21 protein-coding genes are annotated in these 22,955 nt (G+C 63.2%); 8 read left to right on the plus strand and 13 right to left on the minus strand.

All coding sequences use genetic code 11. From position 1 onward, the window contains the following. Window positions 1–119 precede the first annotated feature (119 nt). From AC1Z36_RS13605 to AC1Z36_RS13615, 3 genes are all read right to left on the minus strand, one after another. A complete protein-coding gene (locus AC1Z36_RS13605; protein WP_483561354.1) occupies window positions 120–1,115 on the minus strand; it encodes a permease prefix domain 1-containing protein in 996 nt (331 codons plus the stop codon). A gap of 1 nt (window position 1,116) precedes the next feature. Continuing rightward, window positions 1,117–1,446, minus strand: a complete 330-nt coding sequence (locus AC1Z36_RS13610; RefSeq protein ID WP_105658025.1) for a PadR family transcriptional regulator — start codon at window positions 1,444–1,446, stop codon at window positions 1,117–1,119. A 460-nt stretch (window positions 1,447–1,906) separates the two neighbouring features. Continuing rightward, the gene (locus AC1Z36_RS13615; RefSeq protein ID WP_332498674.1) at window positions 1,907–2,617 is read right to left on the minus strand and encodes a FadR/GntR family transcriptional regulator; all 711 of its coding nucleotides are present in this window, start codon (window positions 2,615–2,617) and stop codon (window positions 1,907–1,909) included. Between the two features lie 153 nt (window positions 2,618–2,770). Between AC1Z36_RS13615 and AC1Z36_RS13620 the strand changes: the two genes are divergently transcribed. The 5 genes from AC1Z36_RS13620 (at window position 2,771) to AC1Z36_RS13640 (ending at window position 8,372) form a co-directional block, all read left to right on the plus strand. Next, window positions 2,771–4,132 (plus strand): SLC13 family permease, encoded by a 1,362-nt coding sequence (locus tag AC1Z36_RS13620; protein ID WP_105658024.1) that lies wholly within the window; start codon window positions 2,771–2,773, stop codon window positions 4,130–4,132. Between the two features lie 44 nt (window positions 4,133–4,176). After that, window positions 4,177–5,406: a CaiB/BaiF CoA transferase family protein gene (locus AC1Z36_RS13625; RefSeq protein WP_332488669.1), complete on the plus strand. Its 1,230-nt coding sequence runs from the start codon at window positions 4,177–4,179 to the stop codon at window positions 5,404–5,406. Then, window positions 5,403–6,911 (plus strand): carboxyl transferase domain-containing protein, encoded by a 1,509-nt coding sequence (locus AC1Z36_RS13630; RefSeq protein WP_133834734.1) that lies wholly within the window; start codon window positions 5,403–5,405, stop codon window positions 6,909–6,911. The genes AC1Z36_RS13625 and AC1Z36_RS13630 overlap by 4 nt, the downstream gene beginning before the upstream one ends. 187 nt (window positions 6,912–7,098) lie before the next feature. Then, window positions 7,099–7,545 (plus strand): HD domain-containing protein, encoded by a 447-nt coding sequence (locus AC1Z36_RS13635; protein WP_332488666.1) that lies wholly within the window; start codon window positions 7,099–7,101, stop codon window positions 7,543–7,545. A gap of 200 nt (window positions 7,546–7,745) precedes the next feature. Further along, the gene (locus AC1Z36_RS13640; protein ID WP_483561355.1) at window positions 7,746–8,372 is read left to right on the plus strand and encodes a phosphoribosyltransferase; all 627 of its coding nucleotides are present in this window, start codon (window positions 7,746–7,748) and stop codon (window positions 8,370–8,372) included. A 104-nt stretch (window positions 8,373–8,476) separates the two neighbouring features. Here AC1Z36_RS13640 and AC1Z36_RS13645 read toward each other — a convergent pair whose 3' ends face one another. Together AC1Z36_RS13645 and AC1Z36_RS13650 are read right to left on the minus strand one after the other, a co-directional pair. Further along, a complete protein-coding gene (locus AC1Z36_RS13645) occupies window positions 8,477–9,469 on the minus strand; it encodes an NAD(P)-dependent oxidoreductase (protein ID WP_105661068.1) in 993 nt (330 codons plus the stop codon). Between the two features lie 10 nt (window positions 9,470–9,479). Further along, the gene (locus tag AC1Z36_RS13650) at window positions 9,480–10,574 is read right to left on the minus strand and encodes an isocitrate/isopropylmalate dehydrogenase family protein (protein WP_105661067.1); all 1,095 of its coding nucleotides are present in this window, start codon (window positions 10,572–10,574) and stop codon (window positions 9,480–9,482) included. A 210-nt stretch (window positions 10,575–10,784) separates the two neighbouring features. Here AC1Z36_RS13650 and AC1Z36_RS13655 point away from each other — a divergent pair, with 210 nt between their 5' ends. Next, a complete protein-coding gene (locus AC1Z36_RS13655; RefSeq protein ID WP_105661066.1) occupies window positions 10,785–11,429 on the plus strand; it encodes an IclR family transcriptional regulator in 645 nt (214 codons plus the stop codon). Between the two features lie 81 nt (window positions 11,430–11,510). On the opposite strand, the gene AC1Z36_RS13660 is transcribed toward AC1Z36_RS13655, so the two are convergent. From AC1Z36_RS13660 to AC1Z36_RS13680, 5 genes are all read right to left on the minus strand, one after another. Next, complete coding sequence (locus AC1Z36_RS13660; RefSeq protein ID WP_483561356.1) at window positions 11,511–12,914, minus strand: 2-hydroxycarboxylate transporter family protein; 1,404 nt, start codon at window positions 12,912–12,914, stop codon at window positions 11,511–11,513. Between the two features lie 93 nt (window positions 12,915–13,007). After that, window positions 13,008–13,889 (minus strand): hydroxymethylglutaryl-CoA lyase, encoded by an 882-nt coding sequence (locus AC1Z36_RS13665; RefSeq protein WP_286134517.1) that lies wholly within the window; start codon window positions 13,887–13,889, stop codon window positions 13,008–13,010. Then, window positions 13,886–15,121 carry a CaiB/BaiF CoA transferase family protein gene (locus AC1Z36_RS13670; RefSeq protein ID WP_105661063.1) on the minus strand — a complete coding sequence of 412 codons (1,236 nt, stop codon included), beginning with the start codon at window positions 15,119–15,121 and terminating at the stop codon, window positions 13,886–13,888. Before AC1Z36_RS13670 ends, AC1Z36_RS13665 begins: the two co-directional genes overlap by 4 nt. Before the next feature lie 310 nt (window positions 15,122–15,431). Then, the gene (locus AC1Z36_RS13675) at window positions 15,432–16,676 is read right to left on the minus strand and encodes an MFS transporter (RefSeq protein WP_105661062.1); all 1,245 of its coding nucleotides are present in this window, start codon (window positions 16,674–16,676) and stop codon (window positions 15,432–15,434) included. 27 nt (window positions 16,677–16,703) lie between these two features. Further along, on the minus strand, window positions 16,704–17,069 hold the full coding sequence (locus AC1Z36_RS13680) for an ArsR/SmtB family transcription factor (RefSeq protein WP_105658020.1): 366 nt from the start codon (window positions 17,067–17,069) through the stop codon (window positions 16,704–16,706). An 83-nt stretch (window positions 17,070–17,152) separates the two neighbouring features. Here AC1Z36_RS13680 and AC1Z36_RS13685 point away from each other — a divergent pair, with 83 nt between their 5' ends. Both AC1Z36_RS13685 and AC1Z36_RS13690 read left to right on the plus strand, forming a co-directional pair. Beyond that, window positions 17,153–18,793 carry an ABC-F family ATP-binding cassette domain-containing protein gene (locus tag AC1Z36_RS13685; protein WP_105661061.1) on the plus strand — a complete coding sequence of 547 codons (1,641 nt, stop codon included), beginning with the start codon at window positions 17,153–17,155 and terminating at the stop codon, window positions 18,791–18,793. Window positions 18,794–18,920: 127 nt separating this feature from the next. Further along, on the plus strand, window positions 18,921–20,021 hold the full coding sequence (locus AC1Z36_RS13690) for a fatty acid desaturase family protein (RefSeq protein ID WP_400290833.1): 1,101 nt from the start codon (window positions 18,921–18,923) through the stop codon (window positions 20,019–20,021). Window positions 20,022–20,043: 22 nt separating this feature from the next. Here AC1Z36_RS13690 and AC1Z36_RS13695 read toward each other — a convergent pair whose 3' ends face one another. The 3 genes from AC1Z36_RS13695 to AC1Z36_RS13705 all read right to left on the minus strand — a co-directional run bounded on the left by AC1Z36_RS13695 (window position 20,044) and on the right by AC1Z36_RS13705 (window position 22,916). Beyond that, on the minus strand, window positions 20,044–20,460 hold the full coding sequence (locus AC1Z36_RS13695) for an META domain-containing protein (RefSeq protein ID WP_105658452.1): 417 nt from the start codon (window positions 20,458–20,460) through the stop codon (window positions 20,044–20,046). Between the two features lie 45 nt (window positions 20,461–20,505). Continuing rightward, window positions 20,506–22,062: an MFS transporter gene (locus AC1Z36_RS13700; protein ID WP_332488224.1), complete on the minus strand. Its 1,557-nt coding sequence runs from the start codon at window positions 22,060–22,062 to the stop codon at window positions 20,506–20,508. A gap of 98 nt (window positions 22,063–22,160) precedes the next feature. Next, entirely contained in the window at window positions 22,161–22,916 is a 756-nt protein-coding gene (locus AC1Z36_RS13705) for a TetR/AcrR family transcriptional regulator (protein ID WP_105662609.1), read from the minus strand. Between the last annotated feature and the right edge of the window lie 39 nt (window positions 22,917–22,955).

The following is a 22,955-nucleotide window of genomic DNA, read 5'->3' on the forward strand; positions in this document are numbered from 1 at the left end:
GAGGGGCTTCCGTGCCGGAACACAAGCCGGGGGCAGTGACCCGCGAGCTCGTATCATTGCCGGCAGGCAGCTCAGCGCTGGACACGGTGGCACGGACTCCCACCTGCCCTTCAGCGCGTTCAGCCCCGGGCTGTGCCCCGTTCCCGCACAGCCTTGCGCCAGCCGTCAACGATATCCCAGCCAATGCCGGCCGCGATTCCGCACCCGAGCAGCACGGCGAGAATGCGGAAGATGCCGCCATTGCCAGCGGCCTGCGCGTTGCCGGCGGCGAACCCGTCGCCTCCGGCAACCGCAACGAACGAGAGGAACTCCGGGTTGACGAGCTCGCCGCGCAGCAGCAGGATCAGCGCCCAGGCCGCGAAGGCCAAGGCGAGCACGGTGTTCAGCACCGCCATGGCAGTTGTCCAACGACACAGGCGGAACAGCGCGACGGCGAAGACGGCCTCGAGGATGATCAGTGCGAACAGGACGCCGATCCACCACGGCCACAGCCCCGGGTTGAGGATCGGGATCGGTTCACCGCCTGTGGGGAAGAATCCTCGGACCAGGTCCCACACCACCGCGCCGGCGGCGATGCCCAGGAATACCAGCGACGCGATCAACTCGCTGCGGCCCGCGCCATCCTCGGGAATTTCCGGCAGCTGGTCGACATCCCACTTCACGCCAGTGGCCGCGCCGGTGCGCTCGAGCACGACGAACACGAGCGTGGTCCAGAAGCCCACGTGCACGATGATCTGCAGTCCGACGGTAAGCGACTGGACGATGCTTTCGCCCACGTCCTGTCCAGAGACCAGCAAACCCAGCGCCATTGCTCCTGCCACGCAGAGCGGCACAATCCACAGCAGCAGTTTCAACAGGCGCCACCAAGCCAGGTAGTACTTCGGCCCGATCAGGTGCAGCGGCCGGTCTGCGTAGCCGGCGGCGAGGATGCCGGGGTCGCCGAGTTCGGCCAGGACGCGGCGTTCTGCCTCCTGCGCGGCTTCGCCTTGGGCTACGCGCGCCTCGATGGCGTCGGCAATGGAGGCTTCGAGCTCGGCGCGGATGTCGTTCCGCATGCCGGGCTCGAGGCTGCGGATCGTGGCCGAGATGTAGCGTTCGGTCAATGTGGCAGTCATGTCAGTGCTCCTCTTCGGTGAGCGAGGCGATCGCCGTTGCCAGTGATCGCCATTCCGTGGTCAACGTGTCGGCAAGACGGATACCGTCAGGCGAGGTTCGGTAGAACTTGCGTGGCCTGGCCTCCTCGGTGTTCCACTCGCTGGTGAGGTAACCCTGCTTCTCCAGACGCCGCAGCAGCGGATACAAGGTGTTGGCATCGGTGGAGAAACCGTGGTCGTCGAGCTGCTCCAGCAGGCTGTAGCCGTATCCTGCACTGCGCAGCAGCTGCAGGCAGGCAAGCACAACGGTGCCGCGTCGCAGCTCTTGCAGTTGGGTGTCGAACTCTTCCATGCCGCTCACATTACCGTGCGTCACACACTATCGTCAATCACACATTACTGTCACAAGGTGAGAGCGGGTGTTCAATACTATTCGTTGCAGAACTGGGCATCGCAGCCGGAAGTGAGCGGGGCGCTGAGGCGGGACAAGCAAACCAGCAAGTAACGCATCGCGTAGCGGCAGGACTGGCGACTGGACTGGAGTGCCAAGATCTGTTGAATTCCAGCGCAGCGTGGTCCATAGATCGGCAGTGGCCGCGCTTTTCCAGCCCATCGCCCATCGCCTTTTGATAACTGCGAACTTTCCGCAACAGGCCAACCTCCGGCCACGGAGGCCTTCCGCGCACTGCGCGCGGGAGAATAGCAAAAGCTAGCGGCCGGCAGCACCTCGAGCCGCCCGGACATCGAAGAAAACGGCTCCGGCGGAAAAGCGCCAGCCACGCCCGGCAGCAACTGGCTGAACGGCTTTGCGGCTACCTGCCGTCCCTGAGCAGGGCCACGTCGGAGACCATTTCTATATGCTCGCCCATCGCGGCGGCGGCACCCGTGGCATCGCCGCGGCGAATCGCATCGGCGATTTTCAGGTGCGACTCCAGCGAGCGCTCCGGGCGTCCTGGCTGCCCCAACGATTCGATGCGGGTTTCGAGCACCATCTCGGCGATAAACGTCATGAGTTTTTGCAAAACCGCTGATTTAGCTGCAGCGGTAATTGCCTCGTGGAAAAGCTCATCACCGCGCTCGCCACGGCCGCCCTCGCCAATTTCCGCGGCCATCACCTCCAGCGCGTGATCGATTTTGCGCAGGTCCGCCTCGGTGCGGCGTGCGGCAGCCAGCGCGGCCAGCTTGACCTCCAAGGTACTGCGCGCCTCGACGATATCAGGCAACCGGCTCTTGTGCTCGCGCAGTTCGCGCAGCACCGTGGCGACGCTCGGACGGTGCACGAGCACCGCGCCGGTTCCATGCTGCACGTCGATGACCCCGAGTACTTCCAGCGCCACCAGGGCCTGGGCCAGGGTCGCTCGCGAGACGCCGAGCTGTTCTGCCAGCTCGCGCTCGGCCGGCAAATGGTCACCGGGCCCCAACTGCTCTGCTTCGACGAAAGCCAGGATCTGCTGCATCAACTGCTCATAGAGCCGAGGACGCTGCACCTTCGCGAACGCCCTGGCCTTCTTGGCTTCAGCCACAACCACTCCCCACCTGAAAATGTGTTCTTCCTCAAACTTACACCGAAAATTACCTTGACAAGACACCGAGAGTCTAGGAGGCTAGGCCAGTGAGCCAGTGACACCCGTCACACCAAAACCATTCAGTGCAAAGCCTCCCGAAAAGGATTTCCCATGTCTGTCGCACTCGTCTCCATCATCGTCTTGGCGGTGATGTTCATAATTGCCACGATGTTCCCGATCAACATGGGAGCCTTGGCCTTCGTTGGCGCCTTCCTGCTCGGCACGATATTCCTCGGCATGGATGCCAAGGACATTCTCGCCAGCTTCCCCGGAGGGCTGTTCTTGACCCTGGTCGGGGTCACCTACCTCTTCGCCATAGCCCAGAACAATGGCACCATCGACATCCTGGTTGACCGGGCGGTGAAACTTGTCGACAACCGGATCTCGCTGATCCCCTGGGTCATGTTCGCCATCACCGCAGCCATTACCGCCATCGGCGCCCTGGGCCCGGCAGCGGTGGCGATCATCGCCCCTATCGGCCTGCGCTTCGCGCAGAAATACGAGATCAACCCGCTCATGATGGGCATGCTCATCGTGCACGGCGCGCAAGCCGGCGGCTTCTCCCCGATCGCCGTCTACGGCGTGATCGTCAATGGGCTGATCCAGGAAGCCGGGTTCGCCTTCAGCCCCACCGCCCTGTTCCTCACCAGCTTCGCCTTCAACCTGGTGATCGCCATCGTGCTGTTCCTGGTCCTGGGCGGGCGCAAACTGGCTGGCCAGCGGGCCAGCGCCATCGCCGAACGCGTTGCCGAGGCCCGCCTGTCGGTCTCCGTGGGCTCGCAGGCAGCCGATGTCGATTTCAAGGGAAGCGGCTCGGGAACCTACGGTCCCCGCGATCCTGCCGGCGACGGCGCCGCGCCGCATGCCCCGGGCCAGCGCTTCGGCCAGGCAATGACCATCCTCGGCCTGGTCGCCCTGGCCGTGATCGCGTTGGGCTTCAAGGTGGACGTCGGCTTCGTTTCGATCACCATCGCTGTCGTCCTGGCCTTGGTCAACCCCGCTGCCCAGAAGGGGGCGGTCAACAAGATCAGCTGGTCCACGGTCCTGCTCATCTGCGGCATGCTCACTTTCGTCGGAGTCCTGGAGGAAGCCGGCACCATCGAATACGCTTCGAACGCCGTGGCGACCCTGGGAGCACCGCTGCTTGCGGGCTTGCTCATCTGCTACATCGGCGCCGTTGTCTCGGCTTTCGCATCATCCACTGCCATCCTGGCCGCGCTCATCCCGCTGGCGATCCCGTTCCTGGGCTCGGGCTCGATCAGCGCTACCGGATTGATCTGCGCACTTGCCATCGCCTCGACCATCGTGGATGTCTCGCCCTTCTCCACCAACGGCGCCCTGGTCCTTGCCAACGCCCCGGAAGGCACCGACAAGGACCGCTTCTACAAGCAGGTCCTGGGCTACGGCGGCATCATCGTCCTGGCCGGCCCTGTCCTGGCCTGGGCGCTGCTGGTCTTGCCCGGCTGGCTGTAGGCACCAGCGGAATCGCCAATCTTTCCACTCCTAGGAGGTATCTCTTGAGCTCGATTACAGTCCAACCCGAAGAAACCCTGGCCACCGGCACCGGCCCCCTGAGCGGCTACGTGGTCCTTGACCTGACCCGTGCACTGGCCGGGCCTCATGCCGGAATGATGATGGGCGACCTGGGTGCCAAGGTCATCAAGATCGAAGCGATGGGCACCGGGGACGACACCCGCGGCTGGGGCCCACCCTTCGTCGGGCCGGAAGACAACCGGCAGGCCACCTACTTCCTGTCATGCAATCGCAACAAGCAGTCTGTTGCGCTGAACCTGAAGGATTCCGCGCACCAAGCCAAGCTGGCCGACCTGGTCAGGAACTCTGATGTGCTCATGGAGAACTTCCGCACCGGCGTGCTGGACCGGCTCGGCTTCAGCGTCGAGGTGCTCCATGAATTGAATCCGCGGCTGGTGATCCTGTCCATTACCGGCTTCGGGCACGACGGCCCCGAATCCCACCGCAGCGGCTACGACCAGATCCTGCAGGGCGAGGCCGGGCTGATGTCCATTACCGGCTCCGGCCCGGAGGATCCGCAGAAGGTCGGGGTGCCCATCGCGGATCTGCTCTCGGGGATGTATGGAGCGTACGGGGCGCTGGCAGCGCTGCTGGAACGCGAAAGGACCGGTCGCGGCCAAGTGGTCCGCACCTCCCTGCTGGCCTCGATCATCGGGGTCCATGCCTTCCAGGGCACCCGGCAGACCGTGGCCGGGGAGAATCCCCAAGCCATCGGCAACCACCATCCCTCCATTGCACCCTACGGCCTGTATTCCTGTGCCGATGGGAAAGTGCAGATCAGCATCGGCAGCGAAAAGCTCTGGCAGGCCTTCGCCTCCCGGTTCGGCTTGCCCGCCGGGGATCCCCGCTTTGCCAGCAACTCCCAGCGCGTGGAGAACCGCGCGGCGCTCAATGAGCTAATCGAACGGGCTTTTAGCGCATACGATGCGGCGCAGCTGCTCAACTCCCTTGACGCAGCCGGCATTCCAGCGGGAAAGGTGCGCTCCATCGAGGAGGTCTATGACTGGGACCAGGTCCAATCCCAAGGGCTCATCGTGGAGGTGGAGCACGAAGTGCTGGGCAGGGTCAGCCTGCCCGGCCCTCCCCTGCGTTTCTTCGATGCCGCCACCAGCAAGGAGACCACCCGCAAGGCGCATACCGCTCCGCCCCTGCTCAATGCAGATGCAGCGGACGTGGACCGCTGGCTCGAAGAGCGGAAGGAAGACCAGTCATGAGCACCAGAACCCAACGGATTGACGCGTCGGCGCTACTGTCCATCGTCTTGGATGAAGACTCCTTCGAGTCCTGGGACAGCCAGCCGCAGCAGCCCGAGCTCAGCGAATCCTATGCGGCCGACCTCGATGCCGCCCGCGCAAAAAGCGGCACCGATGAATCGGTGCTCACGGGCAAGGGACTGATCCAGGGCCGCGAAGTTGCGGTGATCGTCTCGGAATTCAACTTCCTGGCAGGTTCCATCGGGCAGGCCGCCGTGAAGCGCATCGTCGCGGCCATCGAGCGCGCAACGGCGGCCGGACTGCCGCTGCTGGCAGGGCCCGCTTCCGGGGGCACCCGCATGCAGGAAGGCACCTTGGCCTTCCTGGGGATGGTCGCCATCACCGATGCGGTCCGCCGGCACAAGGCGGCAGGACTTCCCTATCTGGTCTACCTGCGCCATCCCACCACCGGCGGTGTCATGGCCTCCTGGGGCTCTTTGGGGCACATCACCGTTGCCGAACCAGGGGCGCTACTGGGTTTCCTGGGTCCACGGGTCTACCAGGCGCTCTACGGACAGGACTTCCCGGAGGGCGTCCAGGTCTCGGAGAACCTGTTCCGCAAGGGCTTGATCGACGCGGTTGTCCCGCCGCAGGACCTTCCGCAGCTAGTGGACCGGGCACTGCAGATCCTGCAGCCGGTACGAGATTCCGGCGCTTTCCCGGCACCGGTGGGCAGCATCTCGTGCAGTGCGGACGAAGACGCCTGGCGCTCTGTGCAGGCCAGCCGGAACCCGCGCCGACCGGACACCCGGATGCTGCTGGCCTCAGCTGACGACGCGCTGCCCTTGAACGGAACCGGACAGGGAGAGAAAGACCCCGGGCTGATGCTGGCGCTTGCGCGGTTCGCAGGACAGCGCTGCGTGGTGCTCGGCCAGCAGCGGCCGCGGCACCCGGATACGGCCAGCCTCGGGCCCGCCTCGCTGCGCGAGGCCCGCCGCGGGATGCAGCTGGCCCAGGAACTCGGCCTGCCGCTGGTCACCATCATCGACACCACCGGCGCCGAGCTCTCGGTGCAGGCAGAGGAAGGCGGGTTGGCCGGAGAGATTGCCCGTTCGCTCAGCGAATTGATCGGCTTGCGGTCCCCCTCGGTGTCGGTGCTCCTCGGACAGGGTACCGGCGGCGCCGCACTGGCGCTGCTGCCGGCGGACCGGACCATCGCAGCCCGCAATTCCTGGCTCTCGCCGTTGCCGCCCGAGGGCGCCAGCGCCATCATGCACCGCAGTACCAGCCATGCCCCGGATATGGCCCGCCAGCAGAAGATCGGCGTTGCTTCGCTGTGCGACTTTGGCCTGGTGGACCACGTGGTGGACGAGTTCGATGACGCTGCCACCCGGCCGCGCGAGTTCTGCCAGGAACTCGGAACGGCTATTGCTGCGGAGATCTCCTTGGCCCTTGCCATTCCCGAGGCAGATCGGTTGGAGCGCCGGCAGAAAAAGTTCCAGAACTTGGGACGAGCCTCCAGCTAGTTCCGCACTGGGACACCGGGCCGGTCCGGCAACGGCTGCTGGACCGGCCCTTGGCTTGGCTGCCCTCGCCGGGCCGGCCGGCTGCACGCTGCAGGCACGTGGAAGTTCAAGGATCAGGCTACCTCCCCAAATGCCGGCCGCCCTGCGTAGAGTGGGACTCGACAGGAACTACCCAGCGAGGCGGACTATGCGCGAGCGCAAATCGATGATCGATACGGCCAAGGACATCGCGTCCGGCGCCCACGAAGGACAGGTCGACAAGCTCGGCGCCGCGTATATCGGGCATCCGGCACGAGTGGCCGGGCACGCGCGCGACCTCGGCGGTTCGCCAGAAGCCATCGCGGCCGCCTGGTTGCATGATGTGATCGAGGATTGCGACGTGAGCGCGGCGGACCTGCGTGCCGCTGGCATTCCCGACACGGTCATCGTGGCGGTGGAACTGCTGAGCAAGCGGCCCGGGCAGAGCCTGCAAGAATATTGCGCCGGGGTGCGCGGCAATGCGCTGGCCTTGCTGGTCAAGGAAGCGGACCTGGCCGATAACACCGACCCGGAACGCACAAGCCAGCTGGATCAGGCTACCCGGCAACGGCTGGCCAAGAAATACCAGCGCACCCGGTCCCTCCTGGGTCTCTAGCAGCGCCCGGAATCCTGGGTCCAACCCGGGTCTGCCCGGAAATAGTTCCTGGCCATAAACATTCAAGATCCCCGCCGCGCACGGCCAGCACTTCTTCGCCGGCATCCGGTGGCGGCACCTGATCACCGCGCAGAACTCGGAATGCTGGATATTTCCCGCAGCCCCCTTGCAATCGGGCGCCATTGGGCAAGACTTGGACTATGGCAACAGGCAGAAGCACAGTGTTCGAAAACCGCAGCCATGCCGGCGCCGCGCTGGGCATGAAGCTGTCCACCCTGCTGCCCGCCGGCGAATACACCGTGCTGGGTTTGCTGCGCGGCGGAGTGCCCATCGCCCATGAAGTGGCCAAGGCCCTCGGGGCCACACTGGGCGCGGTGGCAGTGCGCAAGCTCGGGGTGCCGCGCAATCCCGAACTGGCATTCGGCGCCATTGCCAGGTACGGGATTAGCAGCGCTCGCCACATCAACGAGGCGATCTACCGCCGGGCTCTGCAGTATTTCGGCAAGGACGAACTCGAATCCCTGGAACGCGGCACCGGTGCCGACCTGCTGGCTCTGGCCAGCACCTTCAAGGACTACTGCCCCGATCTGGCCGAGCGCGACCTGCTGCTTTGCGATGACGGAATGGCCACGGGCGCCACGATGAAGGCCGCGCTGGATCTTATCCAGGACCTGGATCCCGCCTCCATCACGCTGGCAGTTCCGGTGGCTTCGCCTGGAACGGCTGCCGAATTGGCACCCCGGGTCAATGGCATCTGCCAACTGCTCACCCCGGAAAATTTCACTGCCGTCGGAGCCTTCTACGAGGACTTCGGGCAAGTGGGCTAGGACCAGGTCCTGGAAATGCTGCGCTCCGCGCGGTGAGGTCCCAGGACCTAGTCAGCCAAACCGGTCTTCCTGTTCAGGATAGACAGGCCTGGCCAACCGGCGGATCAACCTACGGCACCGCTTATCGGGACGCGCCTGGTTTCGGTGACGACCCCAAGAGGAACTTCTGAGCGCAAAACGGCATCGATGTTGTCCCAAACTGTGGCCAGCCTCCGCTGCACATTCTCCCAGCCCACCCCCGCCATATGGGGCGTGCAGATCACCGAGTCCAGGCTCAATAGCTCGCTGCCCAGTTCCAGCGGCTCCAGTTCGAAGACATCCAGCCCGGCACCGGCAATGCTCCCGGTGCGCAAGGCGTCAATCAATGCCTCTTCATCGATGACCTCGCCGCGACCGACATTGACCAGCACGGCGGACGCCTTCATCATGGCCAGTTCCTCGCGTCCAATGAGCTTGCCGGTCCCCTGATTCAGCGGAAGGCTTACGCAGACAACATCGGATTCGCGCATCAAAGTCTCCAATGACACCGCCCGTGCCGAGATCAGCTCGGACACTGTCAGCGGGATCTGGGCAGTGTCGTAGTAGACGACGTTGGCACCGAAGCCATGGTGCACCACCTTGCCAACCCAACGCCCAATATTTCCCAGGCCTACGATTCCCACGGTCTTGCCATACAGTTCCGCATAGGAGGCTTCATCCAGGTCCTGGCGCCATTTGCCCTCGCGCAAAAGCTGCATCGAGGACGGAATACGGCGCAACAAGTTAAGGATCAGGCTCACCGCGTGCTCGGCCACCGAGATCGAATGGGTTTTCATTTGCGCCACGGGAATGCCCAGGTCGTTGAGCACCCCCAACGGCAGCTGGCCGTAACCCGAGCTCATGTACTGGATGAACTTCGCGCGGGTGGCTGCACGGAAGACTTCTTCGGGGACCTCGATGCCCGAAATGATGAAGTCTGCGTCAGCTGCCTCGGCTACCAGCTCCTCCACGCTGGTGCCAGCTGGCAATACCACCAGCTCGAACCCTTCGGGAGTCGATGCTTTCAGGCCGTCGATGTAGTCATTTAATGGGTTGATGAATAGGACTTTCCAGGTCATGATTATCCTTTCAGGATCCGGCCGGGATACTTGCGGAGGCTTGCAGGGCGCGGAGTACCGCGTCGGTCACTTCCCCGGTGCTGGCATTCCCGCCCAGATCGGCCGAGCGCGGACCGGTGGCGAGCACCTCTTGGACAGCGGAGTTAATGCTGCGTGCAGCGCAGACGAGCGCTTCATCCTCGCGTTTTTCTCCCAGCCAGTCGAGCATCATGGCGGCAGAGAGGATCATTGCTGTGGGATTGGCCTTGCCAGTGCCGGCGATATCCGGCGCGCTGCCATGCGACGGCTGGAAGACCCCGTGGGTCCGGCTCACATCAGCCGAAGGTGCCACGCCCAGTCCGCCAACTAGACCGGCGGCAATTTCCGAAGTGATGTCGCCGAAAATGTTCTCGCTGACGATCACGTCAAACCGCCCCGGATCAGTCACCATGTACATCGAACCGGCGTCAATATAGTACTTGCTGCTATCGATGTCGGTATTCTTCGCTGCGACTTCGTCGAAGACCTTTTCCATCAGCACGTTGCTGCGCAGGGCATTGGACTTATGCAGCAGGGTCACCCGGCCGGGGGTACCGCGCTTGCGGCGGGACCGGGCCTGGTCGAAGGCCTCAGCAAAGAGCGTTTCACAGGTCGCCCGCGTGATGGTCATCCGGTCGGTGGCTTCCACATCGCTGGGTTCATGCTTGTCGTGCAGACCTGCGAACATGCCCTCGGAGGTCTCACGGATCACCAGCATGTCTATGTTCTCAGCCCGTACCGCGTTCGGAACACCCTTGAAGAGCTTGACCGGACGCAGGCTGGCGAACAGCTTGTAGTGGGCGCGCATCTCGACCTGCGCTCCAAGTTCCAGGCCTTCTTCGTCTCGCACGTCGGGCAGCCCCATGGCCCCGAAGAGCACTGCGTCGCTCTTTCCAATCTCGTCCATGTCGGCAGCGGTGATCTTGCGCCCGGTGCGCCGGTACAGGTCAGCTGAGAAATCGTAGGTGACGTAGTCAAGGGTGAACCCGAACTGCTCCTGGACCTCTCCGAGCAACTTCAGCGCCGAGTCGACGACTTCCGGCCCGATCCCGTCACCGGGAATGACCGTAATCCTGTAATTGGCCATGACAACCTCCTGATATTCCTATGTAGTGGGATTCAATTTCTATTCAGCGGGAATACAATATCAGTATGTATCGAGGATCACTAGACTCCAGGGCAGTATTCATTACTGGCCAGCGAAATCCACTTCCCATACAGTAGGAATCACTGATTCAATCCCCGAGCACCGACCACGCCACCGCCCGTTTACCCGTTACCCTGAAAGGCCCGCTCCATGACTGAACCCACGACCAATCGGCAGCTGGAACGCATCTGCCAGCTCCTCGACGCGCTCGAATTCGGTGATGCAACGGCCAGCGAGCTGGCCCGCCAAACCGGACTGTCCACTTCCACCGCCCACCGGCTGGCACTGAGCCTAGTCGAGTACGACTTCCTCAAGCGCGAGCCGTCGGGCAACTACAGCCTGGGGAGGCGGTTCGTGCGCAGCCGGCTTGAACTGGTCGGACTCGGACACCTCACCGAACTGCGCGATGCGACCGGTGAGACGGCGCAACTATGGATTCGCCGCGGCGATCATCGGGTTTGCATCAGCTCCGTGGATTCCCGGCACGAATTGAAGGCGACCTTGCCCCCAGGAGCAAGCCTCGCCCTGCCGCATGGTTCCAGCGGACGGCTGCTGGCCTTCGACCAGGAGGCCATGGCCTCGATCGAAAGCCACGGCTGGGTGGAATCCGTGGGGCTGCGCACTCCCGGGCTGGGATCGGTGAGCGCACCGGTACTCCAGAGTGATCACATCATTGCTTCGATCTGCCTGGCCATGCCGCTCTCGCGATGCGAAGTCTCCCCCGGCACCGATCACGGCCAGCTGGTAGCGGGCACCGCAGCGAGGATCTCCGCGGCCTTCAGCGACCAGAGGTAGCGCCACCCCGGCAATCACCAAAAGGATCCGGCCCCGCCATCGATGCGTGGACCGGATCCTTGGCGAGCACGCCGCGGTTCGCTAGCCCATGAATAGCACCAGCAGTGTAGTCAAGAAGAGCACGAAGGCCCCTCCGATGCGGTTGGAAAGGGCCGCGAACGGCATCAGGTGCATGCGCTCCGACGCGCTGAGTACCGACACGTCGCCCGAACCGCCGGTGTCGGCCATGACCAGGCCCGGGGTGATGGCCGCTTCGACGAAGTTGAACTTCAGCAGCCAGCCCACAATTCCGGCGCTCAGTCCGGCGATCAGCACGGTAATGACCACCAGCACGATGAACATCGGGTCGCCCAGCGAAGCCAAGACCTCGTTGATGTCGATGTAGGAAATGCTCACGCCCACCAGCAGCGCCGGGACCAGCACCGAGGTGATCATCTCGCCCCAGTCGGTGGTGGCTTCCTCGATATCCTTGGGCAGCAACCCGAAGATCTTCAGCGCGGCCACGACGATGATCATCCAGGCGTAGGGATGCAGGAATGCGAAGAACCCGCCGAGCAGTTCCCCCAGCACGTAGAGCCCTGCCGTCAGCACCAGTCCCTTGCCCAAGGTGAGGAAACTCGCCATGGTGCGCTTGGGCGGGTTGGACAGCTCCTTGCTGGTTCCCTTCACGCGCATCAGGTCGCCGTTGCCGCTGAAGCCGATAAACAGCTGCTTGCGCTTGCCCAGTCCGTTGAGGATTCCGGCGAAGAGGATGCAGAAGACATTGGCGACGACCACAGCCGACATCAGGTCGCCCATGAATGCCGAGGAATCCTGCCCGGTCTGGGCGCCGTACATTTCGCTCATCGGCACCGCCCCCAGGCCCAGGCCGCCAGCCATGATCGGGGCCGCTACGGTGAGCATCGCGTTCCAGAAACCGAATCCTGCTACGGCTCCGATCAGTCCGATTGCAGCAAAGGAGATCAGGATGCAGGAAACCAGCGGGATCGCGAAGCGCGGACCTGCCTTGAGCAGCAGGGCGCGCGGCGCGCCGAGGATCGAGCCGGCGATCACCGCAGCCACGAAGAAGTCAAGGAACCCGTGGGTGGTGATGAAGTCAGTGACCACGGTAATGATCGCCTCCGGCATGAACCCGTAGAACATCACCAGCGCCGGGACGAAGGTGCACAGGATCGTCGGCAGCCCGAAGTCACGGACTATCGGGAACAGGTTGCCGAACCAGATCAGCAGGCCGCCCAGCAGCATCGCGACGGCGAAGCCTGGCAACATGCCGCCGGGAAGCTTGCCGGTCACGGCTGCGATGAGCACTACCGCGGCCATGGTCAGGTAAAGCCAGATCGGCAGGCCCGAGATGGCGAAGTGCCGGGGGTTGGCGTGGTGGGCGCCCTTGGGCAGCTGGGCCTTTTCGTTCAGCCGCCGCAGAAGGTCTTGGTCTTCACCCTGGATGGAACGCGGAAGCTGGGCTTCCTGGTTGGTCTTTGACATCGTATTCTCCCGATGTTTCGTGGCTTGCAAGGCTACCGGCGTCTTTGCGCGGAAGGCCGTTGCATGGCCAGCCGTGAAGGCAGGCCTGGTTGCCTAGTGGATGGAGAGGGAATCTGTTTGGACAGGTGGTGCGTTGGAGATCGTTGCGCGGGCCAGATCGGTGGCCTTTGCGAGCCCTGAAGGATCAATTCCTGTGATGTGCCCTTCGGCGTGCAGAAAATCCACGAGCTCTTCTGTGGACAGGTTTCCTGCCGCGCCCGGAGCGAATGGGCAGCCCCCATAGCCGCCCAGTGCGGCATCGAAGCGGGTAATGCCCGCATCGATGGCCAATTTCACCGTGTCCAGGGCCAGGCCGTGGGCATTGTGCAGGTGCAACGAGTAGGCCAGGTCGGGTTCAGCGTCCTGGATGTGCTTCACGCTGTCGATCAGGCGTTGCGGTGGCGTGGTTCCGAGGGTGTCAGCCAGCCCGATGTCCGTGATGCCCATGGACTTGAAGGCGCGTACCAGTTGCAGGAGACGAGAGGGGTCGATCTCGCCCTCGTAGGGGCAGGTGAAGGCGGTGGAGATCCCGGCGTGGAATCCGGTTTCCGGGTGGGCTGCGACATCGCCCGCGAGCGAGGCCAGTGACTTCTCGATGCCAGCACCGGCGTTGGCATTGCTGTGCGCCTGGCTGGCCGACGCCACCACCTGGACTTCGCGCGCTCCGGCAGCTGCCGCCCGGGCGATGCCCTGGCCGTTCAGGGCCAGGACCGTGAAACGCACCCTGGATTCCATGGACAGCGCGGACAACACGTCGCTGGCGTCGGCCATTTGCGGCACGCGCTTCGGGTTGACGAATGACGCGATCTCCATGCGCTCGACACCTGCGTCCATGGTGGCTCGGGCGATCTTCACCTTGTCGGCCGTGGAAACGATGACCGGTTCGTCCTGCAATCCGTCACGCAAGAACACGTCGGTGATTTCGATCCGCATCATTTCACCGCCTTGTTGCCCATGGCCCGGATCTGCCCTTCATCGAAGCCAGCCAGGTCCTTGAGGACTTCCTCTGTATGCTCCCCCAGGTCCGGGCCGACCCACTTGACCTCGCCCTGGTGGCCGGGAATCCTTGGCACCACGCCCGGGAAGCGGATCAGTTCGGGCTCCTGGTCGACCTTCACTTCGTGGGTCTCGATCATGCCGCGGGCAAGGTAGTGCTCGTCCTGGGCGATGGAGGCAGCGTCGTAGACCGGAGCCGCCGGAACCCCGGCCGCATCCAACGCGTCGAGCACCTGCGGCAGCGGCAGGGATCCGGTGAATGCCTCGATGGCTCCGTTGAGCTCTGCCTCGCGGGAACCGCGAGCCTCGGTGGTTAAAAGGGACTGGTCGTTGGCCAGGTCCTCGCGCCCGACAGCGCGCATCAACCTGGTGAATACCGAGTTGGAGTTCCCTCCGATAACCACCTCCAGGCCATCCTGGCAAGTATAGGAGCCGGTAGGCACCACTCCTGGAAGCCGGCCGCCGGTACGCTCGCGGACCATGCCGTAGGCATCGTAGTCCGGGACCAGTGATTCGAGCAGCGAGAAGACACCTTCGTACAGTGCCACATCGACGACGTTCTGCTCCTGGTTGCTCCCTCCCTTGGCCTTGTTGAGCATCAGCATCAAGGCGCCGATGACTCCGTAGAGACCTGCGACGGTATCACCCAAGGAGGCGGCGGCCCGTCCTGCGGGACGGTCGGGTTCGCCGGTGATGTAGCGCAATCCGGCAAATGATTCAGCAGAACTGCCGAATCCGGCGCGGTCCTTATAGGGTCCAGTCTGACCGTAGCCCGAGATACGCACGATCACCAGTTCAGGGTTGATTACACTGAGCACCTCAGGGCCAAGCCCCCACTTTTCCAAAGTGCCAGGACGGAAATTCTCGATCAGCACATCTGTGGTCCTGATGATTTCCTTAATTGCCCTCGCACCTAGCTCGCTGCGCAAATCGAGCTCGACAGATTTCTTGTTGCGCGCGATAGTGCGGAAGAGCATGGAGGTTTCACCGCGGGCCTTGCGCCAGTCGCGCAGTTCATCTCCCCCATCAGGTCGCTCGATCTTGATTACTTCAGCGCCGAAATCGCCAAAGATCCGGGCAGCGAAGGGAGCAGCAATGAAGTTTCCAAGTTCCAGCACGCGCACGCCTGCTAACGGAAGGTTGTTCTCGCCGAGGTTCAGCTGATCGTCCATCAGAATGACCCCTTTTCATGTTAATCTGAAGGTAAGTGTTCCCACTGAATGGGATCGGAATCCCTTTTAGCGGTAAGACTGTAGCAAGTGAGCCACAACACAGCAAGAACTTTTTGAAATAAGTGGATTCATCTCACCGTCCCGCGAGACACGGCAACCATCCTGTCATCGGCGCCCGTGCCTCGCCAGCTAGTAATTGGCCGACCGGCGGTGGCAGGATGAGCGCACCGCTCCGCCGCTGCACGGTACTTGGAACACGATCCACCGGCCTGTTGCCGTGCAGCCGCGCATAAATCCCGAAGACGACAGCTCAAGAATTGGCGTTGGGTATCGGATCAGCCTGGTGCGCCGAAACCGTTTCCGGGCGCCACGAGGCAAATGCCAGCACCGTACCGACCACTCCGATGCCGACCAGGACCAGAGCCGCACCCCACAGGCGGATCGAAGCGCCCAGGGCGCCGGCCACCGGATAGGCCAACAGGAAGCAGGCATGGGACAAGGAAAATTGCGCGGCAAAAACACCGGGGCGGTTTTGCTCGGTGCTGTTGCGGCGCAGCAGCCTCGACGAGGGCGTGAGGATAGTTGCGGTCGCCGCACCCAGGGCCAGCCACAGGCCAAGGAGCCCGGCCCATTGGCCAGAACCCTCGCCCCAGCCGATCACAGCGGCACCGACGAACAGCAGCAGCGGCACCATCACGGCGCCTGCGAGCATCACGCTGCGGTCTTCGAATCGCTCCAGCAACCCCGGCATGCCCAGTGCCACCGCCATCGAACCTGCACCGTATGCTCCGAGCAGCAGCGCCACATCCACCTGCGAACGGCCCAGATCCCCCTTCACCAGCACCACTGTGTTGACGATGACCATGGCGGAGATCGCGGCGACCACCAGATTCAGCGCCATCAGGCTGCGCAGTTCCGGTGCCGCCCAGAATGCCCGGGTTCCCCCGGTGAGGCGATGGAAGAAGAGCGACTTCTGGGGCGGCGGGATCGCCGGGAAGCGCGTCGCGGCAACAAGCAGAGCGGACGCGGCAAAGCCGAGCACGGTCCCGGCGAAGAGGTTGTGGTAGCTGGTGACGGTCAGCAGCGCGGCCGCCAGCATCGGGCTGGCCAACGACTCCATGTCATAGGCCAGCCGCGACAGCGACAAGGCCCGGGTGTAATCCCGCTCATCGGGCAGGATCGAGGGAATGACCGCTTGGAACGCGGGGGTGAAGGTCGCCGATGCTGATTGCAGTACGAAAATCAGCACATAGATCTGCCACGCTTCGCTGGCGAATGGGAGGCAGAGCGCCACTAGTCCACGAATGATGTTGGACCCGATGAGCACGGGTTTGCGCGGAATATGGGAAACCAGGGCATTGGCCACAGGAGCAACGGCCACATAGGCGACCATCTTCACAGTCAAAGCCAGCCCAAGCACTAATCCCGCGTTGCTGCCGGCAATATCGAAAGCCAGCAGGCCCAGGGCAACGGTAAGCAGGCCCGTGCCCAGCAGCGCAATCATCTGGGCGCTGAAAAGCTTGGCGTACGCCTGGTCCCTGAGTACTGCGAGCATCTTTGCCGACTCCCGTATCTTTTGCCGCTAGCCTTGCGGGGCTTCGTGGTGCAGCGGCAGCTGGCCGTTGGATACCGAATGCTCCGCCTGCTTGATCGCTTCGCTGACCAGGCGCGCCGGGTGCTCATCGGTGAGGCTGTACAGGACCTTGGTTCCGTCCTGGCGCGTGGTCACCATGCGCGCCATGCGCAAACGGGCCAGGTGCTGGGATACCCCCGAAGGGCTCTTCTCGACCAGTTCCGCGAGCGCGTTGACCGAGAGCTCACCGGCACGGCGCAGATGCAGCACAATCCGGATCCGGGTGGCATCGGACAGCAAGCCGAAGACTTCCGCGGCCAGCTCCACGAAATCCGAGGAAGGATCCGGAGCATAAATCTTATTATCTGCATGCATGCTAATAGACTAATACTCTCGCCCGGTATTGCCTAGGGCACACCGGAAATATTCCGCGTCCGACTGGAACTAGAATTGGAGCCATGACTGCAACGCTCGTGGCCAAGGACCTGACTGGCGGCCACGCCCACCGAACCCTCTTCTCGAATCTGAACTTCACCGCCGCACCCGGTGATGTCTACGGCGTAGTGGGTGCCAACGGCGCTGGCAAGTCCACATTGCTCTCGCTGCTTGCCGGGGCCGCGGCCCCGCAGGCCGGAACGGTGAGCACCGCCCCGGATTCTGCGTTCATCGGCTGGATGCCCCAGGAACACGACCGCGTTCCAGGTGAAACCATCACCGCGTATTTGGCCCGCCGCACCGGTTGCGCCGCCGCCACCACCGCCATGGAATCCACCGCCGAAGAACTTGGCAGCGGCAAGCCCGGTGCGGATGACGCCTACACCGCTGCATTCGACCACTGGATGGCCTGTGGCGCCATGGATCTGGAAGACCGCATCCCCGAGGTGCTGGCCAAGCTCGGCTTCACCCTCCCGGTAGAAACCGAGATGACTGCCCTGTCCGGCGGCCAGGCAGCCCGCGTGGCTCTGGCAGCCCTGCTGCTCTCCCGCTTCGATGCGGTGCTGCTCGATGAACCGACCAATGATCTCGATCTCGAGGGCCTGGAGCATTTGGAGCATTTCATCAATTCCCTGCGCGCGCCGGTGATCCTGGTATCGCATGACCGCGAGTTCCTCTCCCGCTGCACCACCGGCATCATCGAATTGGACCTGGCCCAGAACCAGGTAGCCACCTATGAAGGCGGCTACGACTCGTACCTTGCCGAACGGGCCATCAACCGCACCCATGCCCGTGAGGCCTACGAGCAGTTCGAGAACCAGAAAGCCGATCTGGTCTCCCGCGCCCGCACCCAGCGCGAATGGTCCTCGCAAGGCGTGCGCAACGCCATGCGCAAGGCGCCGGACAACGACAAGATCCGCCGCCGGGCCAACTCCGAGTCCTCGGAAAAGCAGGCCGCCAAGGTGCGCCAGATGGAATCGCGCATCGCCCGGCTCGACGAAGTGGCCGAACCGCGCAAGGAATGGGTCCTGCAGTTCTCCATCGCCGCGGCTGAGCGCGGGTCCTCGGTGATGTGCACGCTCAACGAGGCCTCGGTATCCCACGGGGACTACGCTTTCGGACCGGTTTCGGTGCAGGTCAACGCCGGGGACCGGATTGGCATCACCGGCCCGAACGGAGCAGGCAAGTCGACCTTGCTGAACCTGCTGCTGGGCAAGCTGGCCCCGCACAGCGGCTCGGCATCCCTGGGCAGTTCGGTGAATATCGGAGAAATCGACCAGGCGCGCACCCAGCTGCCCGGCGACCTGCCACTGGGCGAAGCCTTCGAACTGGAAGTGCCCGAGTACTCCGCCGCGGAGGTGCGCACCCTGCTTGCCAAGTTCGGCTTGAAGGCCGACCAGTCCTCGGCCCTGGTGGATTCGCTCTCCCCCGGCGAGCGAACCCGCGCATCCATGGCGCTGCTCCAGGCCCGCGGGGTGAACCTGCTGGTGCTCGATGAGCCGACCAACCACCTGGACGTACTGGCCATCGAACAGCTCGAAGAAGCCCTGGAAGCGTACACCGGAGCACTGCTGCTGGTCACCCATGATCGGCGCTTGCTGGAGAATGTGCGACTGGACGCCCGATGGGAAGTTGCACAGGGTCAACTAACGGCCCATTTCTAGGGCCTCACTTGGGCACTTATTGCACTGGCAAGTTCACAGCTATCCAACGTAGGATTGGCACTATGGGAGCCGAGTTTTTCAGTTCTTTCGACTGCGAGGTCGACGCCTAGTACCCAAGGATATTTTCTTGAGCAGCACTGCAACACTCCATCCCCAAGGGCCAACGGTCAAGCCGGGCGACCCCAAGAGCTTCTTCCACGTCAAGAAGCTGGTCACCGAAGCTGGACTGGTCGGCCGCCGCCGCGGGCACTATCTCGGGTTGGGCATCGTGCTGACGGTGCTGCTAGCCGGTACCGTTACCGGTTTCATCCTCCTGGGCGACAGCTGGTTCCAGTTGCTGATGGCCGCAGCCTTGGGCCTGCTGCTCACCCAATTCGCGTTCCTGGCGCACGAGGCGGCACACCGCCAGATCCTGGCTTCGCACAAGCGCAATGACAAGCTGGGCCAGTTCCTGGCCAATATCGTCGTGGGCATCAGCTACCAGTGGTGGATGAACAAGCACAACAAGCACCACGCCACCCCCAATACCGTGGGCAAGGATCCGGACATCGAGTGGGACACCATCTCCTTCCAGACCGAGGACGCCAAGCGCCAGCGCGGCCTGCTCAAGTGGATCACCAACCGCCAGGGCTACCTGTTCTTCCCGCTGCTCACCCTTGAGGGCTTGAATCTGCATATGCATTCGATCAAGTACCTGTTCAAGGCCGGCCGGGTCAAGAACCGCAAGCGCGAGATGACCGGCATTGCACTGCGCATCGCCATCTACCTGGCGATCGTGTTCTACTTCCTGCCAGTGGGCATGGCTTTCGCCTTCCTCGGCGTGCAGCTGGCAGTCTTCGGCGTCTACATGGGTGCCTCCTTCGCCCCGAACCACAAGGGCATGCCGATGGTTCCCCAGGACGCCCGCATCGACTTCTTCTCCCGCCAGGTACTGACCGGACGCAATGTCATGGCCAAGTCCAGCTGGGGAAACCGCGTGCTCTCCCACGTCTACGGCGGATTGAACTACCAGGTAGAGCACCACCTGTTCCCGTCCATGCCGCGCGCCAACCTGGCCGGCGTCTCGCGCATCGTGCGCCAGTACTGCGACGAGCACCAGGTCCCGTACACCGTGGCCAGTGTCCGCGAATCCTACGCACAGGTGATCACCTACCTGAACAAGGTCGGGCTATCGGCCCGGGATCCTTTCGAGTGCCCGATGATCTCCGGTTACCGCGTCAGCGCATAGTTCAGGCTGAAGCAGCAAAGAGCTAGGATCCCTTGCCACCAAAGGCAAGGGTTCCTAGCTCTTTCCCGTCTGCGTCAAGGACAAGCATCTTTTCGCCGTCCTCCAGCTTGGCGGAGGCAGCGCGCGAGAGCCAGTCATCCACGCCTTCGCAGAACATCTTGGTCGAAGCCAGCGCGGCGAATTCCAGGTCTTCGGATGCACTCCAGGTACCGGCGAGGCGGTTGCAGCCATCGCTGCCGGTGATCTTGCCGTCTTCGGCAAGCTCCAGCCACGGCTGGCCTTGCTCCTTGCTGCCCCACAAGCCGACCGGATCCTGGAGTATCACGCTGGTCTCGCTTTCAGTTGGCTGGCTGGCGCCCGGCTCGCCCGGGGTCGCCCCGCAGGCGGCAACACCGAAAGCCAAAGACAGTGCCGCGGTGCGCAGGAAGAATCGCTTCATATCCCCCAGCCTAGGTCTTCGGCCCACCCGCTGGCCAGTACCGGATTACGGCTGGGAGTCTACTGGCTGGGTAGGCTCCTTCGGCCCGACAACCTCGATTGCCCCGGTCACCGTACGCTGCACGCCGGTGCTGACGGGAACGACTTCTTCGGCAACTGGCTTGCTGCGGGCAGCATGGCTATGGCGCAGATCAAGGATACCGACCAGCAAGGTGGCCAGGACCAAGAGGGAAATGGCAGCGAATGAGAGCGCCATGGCGATCGAATACCCGGCTACGTGGTTCATGCCGTAGAAGACAGCGGTAATCACCGCAATGCCCACCGCAGTGCCCACGCGCTGGGAAGTCTGCATCAAGCCGCCGGCACTGCCGGAGTTGGCCACGGGAACTTCCATGAGGGTCAGCGCCTGGTTAGGCGAAATAATGAAGCCCTGGGCTACGCCGATGAAGGCCAGCGAAAGCAGCATCCACCAGATGTTCAGCAGCCCGCGATCCTCCAGGACCACCACGGCAATGGTGGCCAGCAGGCCGAACAGGGCGCTGAGAATGCCGCCGATGACCATTTTTCGCCCCACGGTCATGACATAGCGTCCGGCGATGTCGGAGCTGAAGGCGGAGAGCAGGGCCGCGGGAAGGCAGATCAGCCCTGCCTGCAGGGCACTGAAACCCTGGGATTGCTGGACGTAAATGGCCACCAGCACCCAGACGCTGGAAACACCCATGAAGTACAGGCCCGCAATGAGCGTGCCGTTGGTGAAGCTGCGGATCTTGAACAGGGCCAATTCCACCATTGGTTCGCGCCCGAGCTTCTTGTACTTCTTCTCCCACCAGACCCAGAGCACCATGACCAGGACTGCCAAGGCCAGCAGCGACCAGAGCCATGGGGTTTCGCGGCCCTGGACGAATGGCAGGAGCAGGGCGAAAATGCCAACCGCCAGCAGGAGGCCGCCAACCGGGTCCAGATCCACCTTGCCCGCTGGCTTGTTGAACAGCGGCTTAGGCAGCCACAGCAGCGCCAGGACAATAGCCAGCACGCCGACCGGGACGTTGATCAAGAAGGTGGCGCGCCAGCCGGCGTCTTCGCCAAACCAGTTGATCAGCAATCCGCCCAGCACCGGCCCAATAGCTACCGAGAAGCCGACGGCGGTGCCCAGCAGCCCGTAGGCCCGGCCACGGGCCGCGCCACGGAAGTGCTGCTGGATCATGCCCATCACTTGGGGGTTGAGCAGGCCCGAGCCAACGCCCATGATGAAGCGGGCAATGTTCAATACCAGTGGATCCGCGGCCAGCCCTGCGAGGATGCTGGCGGCTGTGAAGATCGCCAAACCCGCCACGAACATCACGCCACGGCCCAGCAGGTCGCCGGCGCGTCCGGCAGCAACCAGCACCACGCCGAAGGTCAGCGCATATCCGGCCAATACCCACTGCAGGTCCGCTTCGGTGGCGTGCAGGGTGGAACCGATGGCAGGAAGAACCACGTTGACGATGCTGACCGAAACCAGCGACATGAACATCGCTGCCAGCAGCACGCCCAGCAATCGCCATCGTGCTCCGGCCGAGAGTTCTTCAGCAACTGGTACCGGATGCGGCTTGCTCTGGGACATGGGCCAACTTTCAAACGAATTCCAGGCCGCACAATCCTGCGGTCCTTCAACCTACAGCGTTGGCCAGCTGGCTAATATTCCCTGTCGAGGTGCTTATTTCACTCTTTGTGGTCTTCGGCGGCCCGGTTGAGCTCGAGCATCTGCGCAATAGCCAGCAACCGCAACTCGACGACTTCCCCGAAAAGGTCATCGCTGTCCTGCTGCGGCAGCTCGAGCGCTTGGCGTGCCAGCGGTGTCGGAACTTCCGGGTAGGCGTCAAGCAATTGGACCGGCACCAGCGAGCTCACGTAGTCCGGGCTGTCCTTCGAGCGGCGGTCATAGTAGTAATCCACATGCATCACGAAACCCAGGACATCCCGTTCCAGGGCGCGGACCATGGCCACTGCCTGCTTGAGCGTCAGCCCGATATCCACGAAGAAGGCGAGGATCCGTTCCATCAATTCATTGCGGAACGGGCCGGGCTCCACCTTGAGCTTTTCGTCGAGCGTCAATTGCGAGGCCCGGGGGTAGGCCCGGTAGGCCCGGCGCGTCGCGTTGTACGCTTCGGTCACCCCGAGCTTCCAGTCGTTGCAGTCGAACTCGATCAGCGGATTGATCGAGATGAAGCGCCCCACCGCCAGGTTGATGACTTCTTGGCGATCCGCCACGTAGTTGTACAACGCCCGCGGGGTGACATTGAATTCGGCCGCAAGACGGTGCATGGTCAGCGCGTCGTAGCCCTCGGCACCGGCGATTTCCAGAGCCTTCTGGGCCAGCTGCTCTTTGCTCAGGGACTGGAATTCAGAGTCCTTGCGCGGGCGCCCGCGACCACGTTTTGTCGGTTCAGGAGAGGAATTTTCCTTATTCTCGGCCATGTCACGAGGATATACGCATTTTCTCTGTAAATTCCCATT

The organism is Glutamicibacter sp. BS14 (assembly GCF_056934375.1).